The organism is Tritonibacter aquimaris (assembly GCF_009617595.1).
GTDB classification, from domain to species: Bacteria; Pseudomonadota; Alphaproteobacteria; order Rhodobacterales; family Rhodobacteraceae; genus Epibacterium; species Epibacterium aquimaris.
In genome coordinates this window covers 491,731-506,454 of sequence record NZ_WIXK01000002.1, presented here as the reverse complement: position 1 = coordinate 506,454, position 14,724 = coordinate 491,731, and the positions used below count along the sequence as shown (strand labels likewise).

15 protein-coding genes are annotated in these 14,724 nt (G+C 56.4%); 4 read left to right on the top strand and 11 right to left on the bottom strand.

The window, feature by feature from the left end; all coding sequences use genetic code 11:
* Positions 1 to 76: 76 nt before the first annotated feature.
* Positions 77 to 895, bottom strand: a complete 819-nt coding sequence (locus GG681_RS06060; protein ID WP_153546100.1) for a DUF6473 family protein — start codon at positions 893 to 895, stop codon at positions 77 to 79.
* 155 nt (positions 896 to 1,050) lie between these two features.
* Between GG681_RS06060 and GG681_RS06055 the strand changes: the two genes are divergently transcribed.
* Positions 1,051 to 1,926 carry a 3-hydroxybutyryl-CoA dehydrogenase gene (locus tag GG681_RS06055; RefSeq protein ID WP_153546098.1) on the top strand — a complete coding sequence of 292 codons (876 nt, stop codon included), beginning with the start codon at positions 1,051 to 1,053 and terminating at the stop codon, positions 1,924 to 1,926.
* A 64-nt stretch (positions 1,927 to 1,990) separates the two neighbouring features.
* Here the strand turns inward: GG681_RS06055 and GG681_RS06050 are convergent, their stop codons facing one another.
* The 7 genes from GG681_RS06050 to GG681_RS06020 are packed head-to-tail and all read right to left on the bottom strand — an operon-like array spanning position 1,991 to position 7,359.
* Positions 1,991 to 2,884, bottom strand: coding sequence for a lysophospholipid acyltransferase family protein (locus tag GG681_RS06050; protein ID WP_235899744.1), 894 nt, complete (start codon positions 2,882 to 2,884; stop codon positions 1,991 to 1,993).
* Between the two features lie 37 nt (positions 2,885 to 2,921).
* Positions 2,922 to 3,191, bottom strand: coding sequence for an HPr family phosphocarrier protein (locus tag GG681_RS06045; RefSeq protein WP_153546094.1), 270 nt, complete (start codon positions 3,189 to 3,191; stop codon positions 2,922 to 2,924).
* Entirely contained in the window at positions 3,192 to 3,599 is a 408-nt protein-coding gene (locus tag GG681_RS06040; RefSeq protein WP_153546092.1) for a PTS sugar transporter subunit IIA, read from the bottom strand.
* Between the two features lie 27 nt (positions 3,600 to 3,626).
* Positions 3,627 to 4,487, bottom strand: a complete 861-nt coding sequence (gene rapZ, locus GG681_RS06035; RefSeq protein WP_153546090.1) for an RNase adapter RapZ — start codon at positions 4,485 to 4,487, stop codon at positions 3,627 to 3,629.
* The gene (locus GG681_RS06030) at positions 4,474 to 4,908 is read right to left on the bottom strand and encodes an HPr kinase/phosphorylase (RefSeq protein WP_153546088.1); all 435 of its coding nucleotides are present in this window, start codon (positions 4,906 to 4,908) and stop codon (positions 4,474 to 4,476) included. The genes rapZ and GG681_RS06030 overlap by 14 nt, the downstream gene beginning before the upstream one ends.
* Before the next feature lie 4 nt (positions 4,909 to 4,912).
* Positions 4,913 to 6,622 (bottom strand): sensor histidine kinase, encoded by a 1,710-nt coding sequence (locus tag GG681_RS06025; protein ID WP_153546177.1) that lies wholly within the window; start codon positions 6,620 to 6,622, stop codon positions 4,913 to 4,915.
* A 35-nt stretch (positions 6,623 to 6,657) separates the two neighbouring features.
* Positions 6,658 to 7,359 (bottom strand): response regulator transcription factor, encoded by a 702-nt coding sequence (locus tag GG681_RS06020; protein ID WP_153546085.1) that lies wholly within the window; start codon positions 7,357 to 7,359, stop codon positions 6,658 to 6,660.
* Between the two features lie 357 nt (positions 7,360 to 7,716).
* Here GG681_RS06020 and GG681_RS06015 point away from each other — a divergent pair, with 357 nt between their 5' ends.
* Complete coding sequence (locus tag GG681_RS06015; RefSeq protein ID WP_153546083.1) at positions 7,717 to 9,315, top strand: phosphoenolpyruvate carboxykinase; 1,599 nt, start codon at positions 7,717 to 7,719, stop codon at positions 9,313 to 9,315.
* Positions 9,316 to 9,412: 97 nt separating this feature from the next.
* On the opposite strand, the gene dgt is transcribed toward GG681_RS06015, so the two are convergent.
* Both dgt and GG681_RS06005 read right to left on the bottom strand, forming a co-directional pair.
* Positions 9,413 to 10,759 (bottom strand): dGTP triphosphohydrolase, encoded by a 1,347-nt coding sequence (dgt, locus tag GG681_RS06010; protein WP_153546175.1) that lies wholly within the window; start codon positions 10,757 to 10,759, stop codon positions 9,413 to 9,415.
* Between the two features lie 17 nt (positions 10,760 to 10,776).
* A complete protein-coding gene (locus GG681_RS06005) occupies positions 10,777 to 11,547 on the bottom strand; it encodes a sulfite exporter TauE/SafE family protein (RefSeq protein ID WP_153546081.1) in 771 nt (256 codons plus the stop codon).
* Between the two features lie 147 nt (positions 11,548 to 11,694).
* On the opposite strand from GG681_RS06005, the gene GG681_RS06000 reads away from it, so the two are divergent.
* Entirely contained in the window at positions 11,695 to 13,383 is a 1,689-nt protein-coding gene (locus tag GG681_RS06000; RefSeq protein WP_153546080.1) for an acyl-CoA dehydrogenase family protein, read from the top strand.
* A 172-nt stretch (positions 13,384 to 13,555) separates the two neighbouring features.
* Positions 13,556 to 13,939 carry an META domain-containing protein gene (locus GG681_RS05995; protein WP_235899741.1) on the top strand — a complete coding sequence of 128 codons (384 nt, stop codon included), beginning with the start codon at positions 13,556 to 13,558 and terminating at the stop codon, positions 13,937 to 13,939.
* On the opposite strand, the gene recO is transcribed toward GG681_RS05995, so the two are convergent.
* A complete protein-coding gene (gene recO, locus GG681_RS05990) occupies positions 13,923 to 14,648 on the bottom strand; it encodes a DNA repair protein RecO (RefSeq protein WP_153546078.1) in 726 nt (241 codons plus the stop codon). The genes GG681_RS05995 and recO overlap by 17 nt on opposite strands.
* Positions 14,649 to 14,724 lie beyond the last annotated feature (76 nt).

The window sequence follows — 14,724 nt, the reverse complement described above, 5'->3', positions numbered from 1 at the left end:
GTGCCTGAGCTCGCGGAAAAGCTCGGCTAAGCCAGCCAAAAGACACAAACAAAAGGCCCGCAAGCGCGGGCCTTTTTCATTCCAGAACCTGAAGAATACGTGTGGCCAAAGCGCAGGCAATCCGGTGCTGCTCCCGTGGGCCAATGGTCACCCGCGCCGCCGCAAGATCCGATTTCCCGATCGCCATCCCGGCAAAGTCATCCGCCTCTTGCGCGGTTGCCAGTTGTAGCTCAAACACATCCGCCACATTCGAGCGCAGCGCATCCACCATGGAGCGATCAACCCAAACCGGTTCCTGCACCAGACCCGCAGGTTGTTTGGCGCTATATTGCAGCCACAACAGCACAGTATCACCATGCAGATCAGCAATCAGCGCCTGCATCCGCGCGACCCAAACAGATTGCACATGTTCTTTCACCTGCAAAAACCGGCTGGATGAGAGCTCTTCAAGGTGGTTGAGCATATGCCGGTTGAAATGAAATTCGGTAAAATCAACGTCAGGGTAAAGATCCAGCAAGGCATCATGCGCCATCAGAAACCGATCATTGCGACGTGGATGCACCTTGTAGAATTCATTTGAGAGGTTCTGCGCCCCCATCACCTGCACCACGGCGATATCAGCCCCTGCCGCCATTTCCCGCAGGGTTGGATCAAAGATATAGCTGTCGAGCCCGCCGTTGATTGCAGCAAAATTCACACAAGGCATCTGCAGCAGTGTTTCCACATCTTCTGGAAACGGCGTATCAATAAAGCGGCCATAAACTTCGGTGCTGCCGAGAAAGGCCATATAGGGTTGATCCAATTCCCGCACCGGCCCACGGACCGAGAGTTTGGAATCCCCGAAATGACACGTTTCTGCGCGTTGCATGGCCGCACTACCCTTTGCGTTGCTCATCTTATCCACTCAGCTCACCTAAATGTCAGAATAAAGGCGAGCCATTGCAAATTCGCTAATGGGTGCATTTGTATAAAATCGCATAGGATCGCTCTTGGCGGGGCCTGCGGGCGTCGATACTATCCCGCTCAGTAAACCAGAAAGGCAGTGCGAGAATGGACATTCAATCCGTTGGGGTTATTGGCGCAGGCCAGATGGGCAATGGGATTGCTCATGTTATGGCGCTTGCAGGCTATGATGTTGTTCTAAATGACGTAAATCAGCAGTCACTGGATGCGGCCATCAGCCAGATCCAGCAAAACCTGGCGCGCCAAGTTAGCAAAGAGAAGATCACGCAGGCGGATCTGGATGGCGCAATCAAGCGCATTCGCCCTTCGCTCAGCCTGCCTGATGTTGGTGGCACAGATCTGGTGATCGAGGCGGCAACAGAGCGCGAAACCGTTAAACAGGCCATCTTTGAAGACCTGCTGCCACACCTGAAGCCCACAACGATTCTGACGTCGAACACCTCGTCAATTTCCATCACCCGTCTGGCGAGTCGTACAGACCGCCCCGAACGGTTTATGGGTTTCCACTTTATGAACCCCGTTCCGGTGATGCAGCTGGTGGAATTGATCCGCGGTATTGCCACCGATGAAGAGACCTTTCAGGCCTGTAAAACAGTAGTGGACCGGCTGGGCAAAACCGCTGCCAGCGCCGAAGATTTCCCCGCCTTTATCGTGAACCGTATTCTGATGCCGATGATCAACGAGGCGGTCTACACCCTGTATGAAGGGGTTGGGAATGTGGAATCGATCGACCTGTCGATGAAGCTGGGCGCGAACCACCCGATGGGTCCGCTGGAGCTTGCGGATTTCATCGGTCTGGACACCTGTCTTGCGATCATGAATGTGCTGCACGACGGGCTGGCCGACACCAAATACCGCCCCTGCCCGCTTTTGACCAAATATGTTGAAGCAGGCTGGCTTGGCCGCAAAACGCAGCGCGGCTTTTACGATTATCGTGGCGACACACCCGTCCCAACCCGCTGATAGACAAATGGCGGTGGTTTTGATGCCACCGCCTTTTTTAAACTCTCAGATGTCGCCGCTTGCGTCAGCTGCGTTTTGCACCCAGCGCCAGCGTATGTTCGCGCAACCAGGCCATAAATCCGCGTGGGTCGCTGTGCAGACTCTCCATCTCTTCGTCGGTCAGCGGATCACCAACCACCGGTGCCTGCGGTTTGTTGCAGGAACGCACGATTTCATGCAAGAGCAAGCCCTGGCGCAGGGTCGGCGATACCTGACTGGCAATCTGATACCAGCGCGAATTTGACCCTGGGAAGAACATCGGCACCACCCGTGCGCCAGAACGGCGAATGAGCTGTGCAGTAAAGACGTTCCATTCCCGTTCGATGACCGGGCCGAACCAGCTGTCAGATGAGCTCACAACACCCGATGGGAACAGTGCAACAACACCGCCCTCTTTCAAGTGGGCCATGGCCTTTGCCCGCATTTCGACCATTTTGCGTTGTGCTTCTGGGTCATGCGGAAAGGGCACCGGAATCATGAACGAGGTTGCCGCCTCATCGAGGCCAGTCAGCACCGAGCGGGTGAGAATGCGGTAATCCTCGCGCACGCGGCCGATGATATCGGCAAAGATCATGCCATCCACCATGCCATGCGGATGGTTTGCCACCACCACAACCGGGCCTTCTTTGGGAATGCGGTTGATCTGCTCTTCGGGTGTGGTCAGATCGATTCCCATCACGTTCAAGGCGCCGCGCCAGAACCGCTGACCGCGGTAAATGGCGTTTTGCTTTTCGAACTTGTTGACCATCCTCAGGATCGTGAACTTACCGGTCAGCCATTCCATGGCTTTGATCGTCAGCGACGTCCGGCGGTCATCAAAAGAATTCGCATAGGTCAGCGTGCGACGGTCATAGACCTCGCCGGTGCTGGCTTCCGCCGGAGCTCTGCTCCCAGTATTGTCGTGCGCGGTGTCCGCCAATTTCGTCGTTCCCGTCTTCTCAGGCCGGGGCCAGTGGTCAGAAACCTTCGCCAAATTTGTCAGCAACGAGTGCTTCCAAAGCATCGGCGAGGGCCGTCGCATCCGGACCCGAAGTCTCGACGTCAATAGTCGTTCCTTTTGAGGCTGCCAACATCAAAAGACCCATAATACTGTCGCCAGACGCAGACAGCCCATCTTTTGACACTTCTGCGCTGGCATCAAAGCCATCCACCACCTCTACAAGCTTGGCAGAAGCCCGCGCGTGCAGACCTTTTTCGTTTACAATTTTGAGTGCTTTTTGAACCATCTACTGAGTCTGCTCCCCTTCAGGGGTTATATTCTGGCTGTTGATATACTTGCGCCCGGCCTCCAGCGCACGGCGAACCGCGTCTGAAACCGGCAGGTGGCGGGATTTGGCCAATTTGATCAACATCGGCAGATTGGCCCCATATAGAATACGCCGGTTTGATGGCTGGCAGGCCCGCAATGAAAGATTGGAGGGTGATCCACCAAAGAGATCGGTTACCACCACAACGCCTTCACCAGTGTCGACCATATTCGCAGCGGCGCAGATCTCATCCTGTTTCTCTGCACGATCGTCTTCCGGGCCAATCGCTACTGTTTGCAGAGACGGCAACGGCCCTACAACATGCTTCACCGCAGCACGGTATTCCCGTGCCAATCCACCATGTGCAACAATTACTATCCCGATCAACGCGGCCTCTTTTCCTTCACGCTAGCTTCACAGCTCGCGATGTCTAATTGACACCTGCGGCGCATTTTCTGCAAGAGCCTTGGCCAAGGTTTCTGCCAATGTAACGGAACGATGTTGCCCCCCCGTACACCCAAATGCAATCGAGAGATGTGCTTTCCCCTCTTCGCGGTAGGCTGGCAGCAAGAATTGCACCATATCCACAACACGATCAAAGAATTCAGGGAATCGGGGGTCGCCGCGCACGTGGTCCTGCACCGCCAGATCGCGCCCGTTCAACGCGCGCAGTTCCGGCACCCAATAGGGATTATTGAGAAAGCGGCAATCAAACACCAGATCTGCCGCATAGGGCACGCCTTTTTTGTAAGAAAAGCTTTGAATTGATACCGCAAGGCTCCGGCCGTCGGGCGCAAAGAGGTTCTCAATCTCTTCGCGCGCCTGATGCACATTCATTTCAGAAGTATCGAGCAGGATATCAGCCCGTGCGCGGATATTCTCCATCAATGCAAGCTCGCGTTGCACGCCCACTTCGGGTGATTCCGCAGGTGCCATCGGGTGTCGGCGCCGGGTTTCCGAAAAACGCCGCAGCAACACTTCGGCGCGGGCATCCATATAAAGAACGTTCAGCTCCACTTCATCGCGCTGCGCAATCAGGGTGATGGCCTCAAGCAATGCATCGGGCGAAAAGTCACGATTGCGACTGTCCATCCCAAACGCAAGCGGTCGATCCCCCGGCGCGCCATCGACCACCGCGGGAAGCAGACTAAGTGGCAGGTTGTCAATCGCCTCATATCCCAGATCTTCGAGCACATTGATTGCGGTTGTCCGCCCTGCCCCAGACGGGCCGGTGACCAGAACCATTTTCAGAGGCGTCGCATCACGGGTGTTCATCGGGATCAAGTGCTCCGTCTTTCAGAAATTGCAGCAGGGCCGGTGCAAACACGGGCGATTGCACCTTGTGAAAAAGTGGTATGTCCAGCGATAGCACGTCCATGAACCGCTTGGGCGGTAAACGTTCACTTTCTACGACATCCATATTCACAATTGCGCAAACCGTTGCTCTGGCGCATGGCTGGCCTTTCAAAATGCCAACTCCGCGCGCCTCAATGAGGCCCTGGATAGCTGCAGGCGCGGATGCAATCAAAGTGTCCTGCACGCGCTCAAGCAGGACCTGATCATCCGCAACCAGCTGCGCGCCATAGGCCATCAGCTGCAACGCTAGGCCCGACTTTCCGCTGCCGGATGCACCGATGATCAGCAGTGCTTTTCCACGATAGGCAACGCAGCTGCCGTGCTGGAGCAGCCTTGCCATTGGATCAGATCGGAAGGCCCACGACAAAGCGGGCTCCCAAAGGTTCGGATGTGACATCCGCCTCGGTCGGGCGAATGTTTTCAGCCCAGATCACCCCCGCATGCGATTCCACGATCTGTTTGGAAATCGCCAACCCGAGGCCAGAGTTATTGCCAAAATGCTCTTCTGGGCGTTGCGAATAGAACCGTTTGAAGATCTTCGTGAGCGCCTGTTCCGGAATGCCGGGGCCCGTGTCTTCGACAACCACCAGCACCCGATTGTCACGGCGACGCGCCCAAACCCGGATCGCATCCCCTTCTTCGCAAAAGGAAATCGCATTGGTGATCAGATTGACAAAAACCTGTGCCAGACGCGCCTCAAGTCCATGCAGGCGGATCGGTTCGTTCGGTAGATCAGAGATATAATCGATGCCTTTTTTGCGCGCGTCCTCGCCCAGAAACTGGTTGAGATTGCCCAGCATGGTCAGAAGATCGAACTCCTCTTCCTCTTCCTTGACCAGTTCCGCATCCAGACGCGAAGCATTTGAAATGTCACTGACCAGACGATCAAGTCGGCGCACATCATGTTCGATGACATCCATGAGCTTTTCACGCTGATCGTCACGTTTCACCATGCGCAACGTGCCCACAGCCGACTGCAAGCTGGCCAGCGGGTTTTTGATCTCATGGGCGACATCAGCGGCAAATTGTTCGTTGCCGTCAATCCGATTGTAGAGCGCTTTGACCATACCGCGCAGCGCGCGGCTGAGGCGGCCGATTTCATCCGGGCGCGCGGAAAGATCAGGAATACGAATGCGGCCCGATTTTGATTTGCGCGTATCCCGGTCACGGCCAAGCTCGGCCGCTTCGGCCAGATCGGCGAGCGGGTTGGCAATGGTGGACGCAAGCACCAGGCTCAACCCGACAGAAACCAAAAGCGCCACAACAAACAGCTGCAGAACCCGTTCACGATCGGCCCGAACAAGCTGATCCACCTCACCCGCAGGGGATGCAAGGGCAACAACACCCACCAGATGTTCGCCCTGATGAATGGGGGCGACGGCAGAAAACAGGCGCCCATCCGGTGTATCAAAGGCGGTCTGGCGCAGGGAGGCATCGGCCATCGACGAGCGCGCCAGCTGTTCAATCTGCTGGGCCAGCGGTGCTGGTGCCGCGCTATCGGTGCTGCCAAAGACCCCACCAACCGTTTCCCAGACACGTGCCAGCAGATCCGAAATCACTGTATTGCGCGCACCGAAATCGCCATCGGTTGCAAGAGTTTGCACCCCGTGCTCGCCGCGTGTCTGCGCGATCAGGCTGCCCTGGCTGTCAAACACAAAAGCGTTGACCCCTTCGCGCAGATCGAGCTGCGATAGGGTCTGTTCCACATCAATCCCATCAGCGGTGGCAAGGTTTACCGCGCCGCTGCTGGGGATCTGCAATTCAAAACCATTGGCGACCAATGACACTTCGGACATCAGTGTCACCGCGCTCTTGTATACGAGGCTGTCGCGCGCCGCGCTCAAATACAGGACGCCTGCAACCAGCAAGGTGATTGCAATCAGGTTGAGTGTAATGATCTTGCGGGTCAACGGAGATGAACGCAGCGATAAAAAGCTCCGCCGCGCGCGTTTGGCCTGCAATTCCTGTTCGACAGATGTGGCCGGGGCGATCCAGTCATCCCCAAGCACAACATCCTCTGAGCTACGGCTCTCGGTCACACCGCTGTCACGCATTGGCATGCACCTCCCCTGGTCCCGAAGATTAGGTCTTACTCTTCGTTGTAACGATAACCGATACCATAGAGTGTTTCGATGGCAGAAAAATCCTGATCGACACTGCGCATCTTTTTGCGCAACCGCTTAATGTGGCTGTCGATGGTACGGTCGTCCACATAGACCTGATCATCATAAGCCACATCCATCAACTGGTCGCGGCTTTTGACAAATCCGGGACGTTGCGCCAGCGCCTGCAACAAAAGGAATTCGGTCACGGTCAGCGATACATCCTGACCCTTCCACGCCACCGCATGGCGCAGCGGATCCATCCGTAGGTTGCCGCGCTCCATCACTTTTGTCTCTGGAGTTGTGGCTACCGTCTCACCGCTCACGGCCTCTTGACGCCGCAAAAGCGAGCGAATCCGCTCCACCAGCAGACGCTGTGAAAACGGCTTCTTCACATAATCGTCAGCGCCCATGCGCAGGCCCAGCACCTCATCGATTTCATCATCTTTGGAGGTGAGGAAAATCACCGGCATCTGGGTTTTCTGGCGCAAGCGTTGCAGCAGATCCATCCCATCCATACGCGGCATTTTAATATCCAAAACCGCCATATCCGGCAGTTTTTTATTGAATGCGTCCAGCGCAGCCTGACCATCGTTATAAGTTTCGACCTCAAATCCTTCGGCTTCCAGCGTCATGGCCACCGAGGTGAGGATATTTCTGTCGTCATCGACCAGTGCAATCTTTGACATGGGATTTGCCCCTAATCTGCTCGTTATTTGGGTTTTTATCCTTCTTCGCCGTTCTGGGGGCACGAATCAATCCCCATTAACGAATCAGGCAATTGTTTGGCCGATTGTGATGCACAAACACCTTACAAACTGTTGCTTGACCGTGCGCAAAATTTCCTATGGGGATCATTGTTTGCGAGATTTCGCCCATGATGGCGCTAAAGGTCATACTGGTGGCGCTAACTGGACGAAAGGACGCTATTCTTCCCCAAAACCATCGTGTTAAGACCCGTCGCACTGGAACAAGTTTCCAATTAATTTCTGCCCCCATGCATGGATTTATTCCATGCCGTTTCGCCGCTACAGGAGACAATCAGCATGACATACGGTCGGGTTAACCCGCAATTCCGCCTCGAAGATCAGGGCGTCGAGGGTCTCGGAAATGTCTATTACAACCTCATGGAACCGGCTCTGATCGAAGAAGCGATCAAGCGCGGCGAGGGCACCCTGGGCAATGGCGGTGCGTTTCTGGTCACCACCGGTAAGTTCACCGGACGCTCCCCAAAAGACAAACACGTGGTCAAAACTGACAGCGTGGCAGACAGCATTTGGTGGGAAAACAACGCCGCGATGACCCCCGAGGGTTTTGACGCGCTGCACGCCGATATGCTTGAGCACATGAAGGGCAAAGACTTCTTTGTTCAGGATCTCGTGGGCGGTTCTGACCCGGCACATGCGATCAACGTGCGTATGGTAACTGAGCTGGCATGGCACAACCTGTTCATCCGTCACCTGCTGCGCCGCCCCGATCGTGAAGATCTGGATGGCTTCCTGGCGGACTTTACCGTCATCAACAGCCCCAGCTTTCAGGCGAACCCGGAAAAGCACAACTGCCGCTCCGAGACCGTGATTGCGATGAACTTTGACAAAAAGCTCATCCTGATCGGTGGTACTGAATACGCCGGTGAAAACAAGAAATCTGTCTTCACCCTGCTGAACTACCTGCTGCCGGAAAAAGGCATCATGCCGATGCACTGCTCCGCCAACCACGCCAAAGGCAACCCGGTTGACGCAGCTGTGTTCTTTGGTCTGTCAGGCACCGGTAAAACCACCCTCTCTGCCGATCCGAACCGCGTTTTGATTGGTGACGATGAGCACGGCTGGGCCAACAACGGTACCTTCAACTTTGAAGGTGGCTGCTACGCCAAGACCATCAACCTGAACGCGGAAGCTGAGCCTGAGATCTTTGCAACCACCTCCAAGTTCGGCACCGTGATTGAAAACATGGTGTTCGACGAGGAAACCAAAGAGCTGGATTTCAACGACGACAGCCTGACCGCAAACATGCGTTGCGCCTACCCGCTGCATTACATCTCCAATGCATCCGAGAGCGCCCGTGGTGGTCACCCGAAAAACATCATCATGCTGACATGTGATGCCTTTGGTGTTCTGCCTCCGATCGCGCGCCTTACCCCGGCGCAGGCGATGTATCACTTCCTGTCTGGCTTCACCTCCAAGGTGGCTGGAACCGAGCGCGGCGTGACCGAGCCGGAGCCAACATTCTCCACCTGCTTTGGCGCACCTTTCATGCCGCGTCGCCCCGAAGCCTATGGCAACCTGCTGCGTGAAAAGATCGCTGAGCATGGTGCAACCTGCTGGCTGGTGAACACCGGCTGGACCGGCGGCGCATATGGCACCGGTTCGCGTATGCCGATCAAGGCAACCCGCGCACTGCTGACCGCAGCGCTGGATGGCTCGCTCGCAGAAGCAGAGTTCCGCAAGGATGCAAACTTTGGCTTTGATGTACCGGTGACCGTACCGGGTGTTGCAGAAGTTCTGCTGGATCCGCGCCGCACCTGGGACAACCCAGAAGCCTATGATGCGCAGGCTGCGAAACTGGTTCAGATGTTCTCCAGCAACTTTGAGCAGTATCTGCCCTACATCGACGAAGACGTAAAAGCCTCTGCCATCGGCTAAGGCACGTTACAGTAAACACAAAAAAACCCCGGCCATTGTGGCCGGGGTTTTTTGTTTTGTGCACTTTAATGTGTGATCGGATCAGTGTGTGATCGGATCAGAGCGTGCCCGTCACCATATCCCGTACCCGCACCGCATAGCGATCCGTCATGCCAGAGACAAAATCCCCCAGCGCGTGGGCTGCGCTATAGGCGTCGTTCACCCCCCGCAGATCCAGATCCACCGCACGGATGAGTTTGGCCCAATAGCCATGTTGCTGCAAAAAGCGCTCTTGCTCCCAGTCACAGGCGCGCAGATCAACAAACAGCTCATGGAAGTGATCAAGGATAGAATGGAGCACCTGGCGGCCAAGAACTTCCAGCTCGGTCTTGCGGCGGGCCACAAAGATTCGATTGTTGGAAAGTTCCTTCAGCTGTTTGAACGCATCCGCCTTGGCGGAGACCTCCATCAGCCCATCGTTAAACTCACCCAGCATAATGGCGTCGTAATTTTCAACAAAGGCATCCACCGCCGCCTGAATGGAGGAACCAATCGCCAATGCGCGCAACATGCCAACGCGGTCTTTGATATTCATCTCGCTGGCGCGGGGATCGTTGGGCTTACCGGTGATCTGCTCCAAAAGCTCCGTCACCGTGTCACGATCGAGGTCCCCAACGGTGGCCGCGTCTTCAATGTCCAGAATGCGGTAGCAGATGTCATCAGCCGCCTCGACCAGAAAGGCCAGCGGGTGACGCCGCCACCAGCGCGTGCCCCCGGTGCCTTCTTGTGGCAGGCCCAAGGCTTCGGCGGCCTCGGCAAACAGCGTCTGTTCCCCGTGAAACACCCCAAACTTTTTGAGGCCCACATAGTTTTCCGTGCTCAGGGCCTTGGCCTCGGCTGTGCAGGGATATTTGGCAAAGGCACCAAGCGTTGCATAGCTCAGCCGCATACCACCGTCGCGGCGCGCCATTTCAAGTTTGGAGACAATGCGAAACCCCTGCGCATTGCCTTCAAAGGCTTCGAACTCGGCCCGCTGCGGGGTGGCAATGCCGCTCGCGAGCCCGGTGTCAAAACGGAACTGCTTGGCGAACCAGTCGCCGATGCTCTCTTCGCCGGAATGGCCAAACGGTGGATTGCCGATGTCATGCACCAGACAGGCGGCCTGAACCACGCCCGCCATCTGATACTGCTGACCCTCGCGCAAACGGCCCAGATCCACCAGGCGTTGCCCCACTTCCATCCCCAAAGAGCGCCCCACGCTTGAGGTTTCCATCGAGTGGATCATCCGGTGGTGCACATGATCATTGTCATAAAGCGGGTGCACCTGGGTTTTCTGCGCCAGCCGCCGGAACGGTTCGGAAAACAGGATCCGGTCATAGTCTTGCTGATAGAACGGGCGCTGCGGCTGATGTTCATAGGTGGGGCGGCACAGGCAGCCCGCATTCAGTAGTTGATCCCACTGCATCACCATTGTTGTTCTCCTTAATATCCCATAAGCGCGCGGCGGATGAGATTGGCCGAGGCAATCAGCAGCACCCACAAGGTGGCACGGCGAAACAGCGCCTGATCAATCCGGTCCTGCATACGCCCCCCGATCCACATACCCAAGACCGCGGGCACAATCATTGCCACAGAAAACGGGGCCGTTTCAGCCCGCACAACGCCCGAACCAATATGGGCAAAGAGCAATGCAATCGCACCAAGCCCATAGATCACCCCCTGCACCCGCATCTGTTCGGTTTTCTCGGTGCCAAGCGCGGTCAGATAGGCCACCGTTGGCGGCCCCCAAACACCTGATACCCCACCGATCAGCCCGGCAAAGGCAGCAACAGACGCCTCAACCCGGCGATTGGCACTGCTGAGCACAATATTGCGCCCGGCAATCTGCATCAGCGCAAACGCCATCACCGGCACACCAATGATCAACAACAAGACTTCCTGCGGCAGAACCCGCACCATCTGGGCCGAGATCAACAGGCAGAACAGCCCAATCAAAAGAAACAAACGAAACCGCTTCATCGACTCCCAGGCCGCGCGACGTCCCTGCCGCATGGCCTGCATACCGTTTGTAATCAGGGTGGGGAAAATCAGCCCGGCCAGCGCCAATTCCGGCGCAATAAAAGAGCTGAGACCCGAAATCAGGATCATCGGCAGGGCAAATCCAACCATGCCCTTTACCGCGCCTGCCACCAACGCCACGACAAAAGCAGCCACCCAATATGTTGGCGACATAAGAGAAATAAAAATATCCATATGAACTCTGTATCATATCCTTGACTTGCTGCACGCGCGAATTAGGCGCGCAATTTTGAAACCAAAATACTGCACTGTGTGAATTTTTGTTGCGCTGCACCTGCAAAGTGATTTACCAAAGGGGCCAGCCGAGAAAGGATATGATTCATGCCACATGATGGACAGGACATCGCCATGACCCCGACCATTCTGCCGGATCTGCTCACACTGACCGGAGCAACAATTGCACCGCTGGATGCCCTGTTGGGCACCGCCACCGAGACCATCAAAACGCAGGTTTCTGCTGAGGGTCGCGTATCTGGCAAACTGGTTGAGCAACACCAATATGCCGCGCATGGTCTGTCCTGGCTGGCAACCTATGTGTATTCGCTGCGCCAAATGCAGCGTTGGGCCGAAGCGCTACAAGGCGAAGGCAAATTCGGCGAGATGGAGCAGCTCTTGCACCAGATCGCATTTGGCGAATACCTGGCGCAGATCTCGGGCGGCATCCAGATGAACCAGGGTGAAATCATCCGCCTGCAGGATCTCGGCCTTGGTGCTGATACTCAGGCCGCGCTGCAAACCGCCGAAGTGCAGACCCTGATCGCCTCTGGCAACTCTTCTGCGGCGCGCTCCCGACTGGTCGAGCTGATCCAGGAACAGGGCCAGGCCGCAATCATGTTTGGCAATTCCGGTCTCGAAGAAGAGCTCGAGATGATCCGCGAGCAGTTCCGTCGTTATGCGCAAGAGAAGGTTGAGCCATTCGCCCATGAATGGCACCTGAAAGATGAGCTGATCCCGATGGAAATCATCGAGGAACTGGGCGAAATGGGTGTCTTTGGCCTTACCATCCCAGAAGAGTTTGGTGGTCTGGGCCTGTCTAAGGCTTCTATGTGTGTGGTCTCCGAAGAGCTGTCACGCGGCTATATTGGTGTTGGCTCGCTTGGCACCCGGTCGGAAATTGCAGCGGAACTGATCCTTGCTGGTGGCACGGATGCGCAGAAAGAAAGCTGGCTGCCCCGTCTGGCCTCAGCTGAAATCCTGCCCACCGCGGTATTTACCGAACCAAACACCGGTTCTGATCTTGGCTCTTTGCGCGCACGGGCAGTGAAAAACGCCGATGGCGACTATGAAGTCACCGGCAATAAAACCTGGATCACCCATGCGGCCCGCACCCATGTGATGACGCTGCTTGCACGGACTGATTCTGAAACCGACAACCACAAGGGCCTGTCGATGTTTCTGGCGGAAAAGACCCCCGGCACCGACGAAGATCCGTTCCCAACACCCGGCATGACCGGCGGGGAAATCGAAGTGCTCGGCTATCGCGGCATGAAGGAATATGAGCTGGGCTTTGATGGCTTTAAGGTCAAAGGGGAAAACCTTCTGGGCGGCGAAGAGGGCAAAGGCTTTAAACAGCTGATGGAGACCTTCGAAAGCGCGCGCATCCAGACCGCAGCCCGTGCCATTGGCGTGGCGCAATCTGCGCTGGATATCGCGCTGCAATACGCCGAAGAGCGTAAGCAGTTCGGCAAAAGCCTGATCGCATTTCCGCGGGTTTCGTCAAAAATCGCTATGATGGCGGTGGAAATCATGGTGGCGCGCCAGCTGACGTATTTCTCGGCCTGGGAAAAAGACCACGGCCGTCGCTGCGACCTTGAAGCGGGCATGGCAAAGCTCCTTGGTGCGCGCGTGGCCTGGGCTGCGGCGGACAATGGTCTGCAGATCCACGGCGGCAACGGCTTTGCGCTGGAGTACAAGATCTCCCGCGTGCTCTGTGATGCGCGGATCCTCAACATCTTTGAAGGTGCAGCAGAGATCCAGGCGCAGGTAATTGCGCGCCGTCTGCTGGCCTAAACCGATCCCCAACTGTGACCCGGCCCGTTGCTACGGTGCCGGGCGTTTTTTCCGGCACCAACCCTTGTTGGTGCCGTGTTCTGTTTTGGGCAGCCGAAAACAAAACCAACCTTGGGCAAATCCTACGCACTAGGTTAAATTGAGCGAAACCGTTCAATCAATGGAAATGCCAATGCGCGCCTTGATCGCCTTGTTACTCATCTCGGGCTGTATGCGCGATGAAACCGTATCTGCCTATGGCGCCGCAGATGTAACCTGGCGACTACAAGAGCTGAACGGCACAGCTGTTTCTGCCCCCATGACCCTAGAGTTTCTCGAAGGTGGTGCGCTCAGGGGGGATGCGCCCTGTAACCAGTTTAACGGACTGAATACGGCCCCTTACCCGTGGTTCGAGGTGACGCAACTTATCCTAACAGAACGCGCCTGCCCGAATCTTGGGGCTGAGGTTGAATTTCTGTCCGCGCTGCAATCGATGCAACAATCAGAAATCGCAGGGGCCACGCTGATCCTGCGCCATGAAGATGGGCGTGAAATGGTGTTTAGCGCGGGCGATTAAACGCCTCCAGAAACCGCGCGCGCTGTATAGGCAGCGCCTGATTGCCAAGCGATGGCGCAAGGTGATGTGTCAGGAAATGCCCGGTGGTCTGCAGCGCGTCGCTGATTTCAGCATGATCTCCGCGCCCGACACCGCGCAACACTGGCGAAAGGGGCAGCAGGCGGTCTGCCCATTCCCCCGCCCCGTCGCGCGACACGGCGCGGCCGGTTTTGGGGGAAATATAGATGAGATCCTGCATCATTCCGGTTACGGCGCAGCGTTCCAGATCAAGGCCAAAGCCCGTCACCTCCAGCAGTTGCAGCTCCCATTTCACATAGGCCAGCGCCCAGATTTCGGGCTTATCCAAGAGATCGAGCAGGAATTCGGTGTTTTCATAGAGCTCGGGCTGCGGTTCGCGATCAGCAAGGCAAAAGGTCAAAAGCGCGGTGACTGCATTCAACCCAGACAGCGCCAGACGATCAGAGATGGCCGCCACGGTGCGGCTGCGCAAAGGTTCTACCGTGTAGCTGCCCAGATGGTTTTCAAGCCGCGCGCGCCATGCCAGATCAAGCTGCGCGCCCGGCTGCAATATAGGGCCAAGCTTGCGCCCGGCACCACCCCGGACAACACCCGCATGGCGGCCATGATCGCGGGTAAAAACATCAATGATTGCTGCGCTTTCCCCATGGCGGCGCGTGCTGAGCAATATGCCTTGATCACGCCATTCCATGAAGTGTAGGTCTCCTGTACCCTTGCTGCGCCCCGGTGCGCGGCCATCTACCTATACCCGGCCCACCACAAATAGG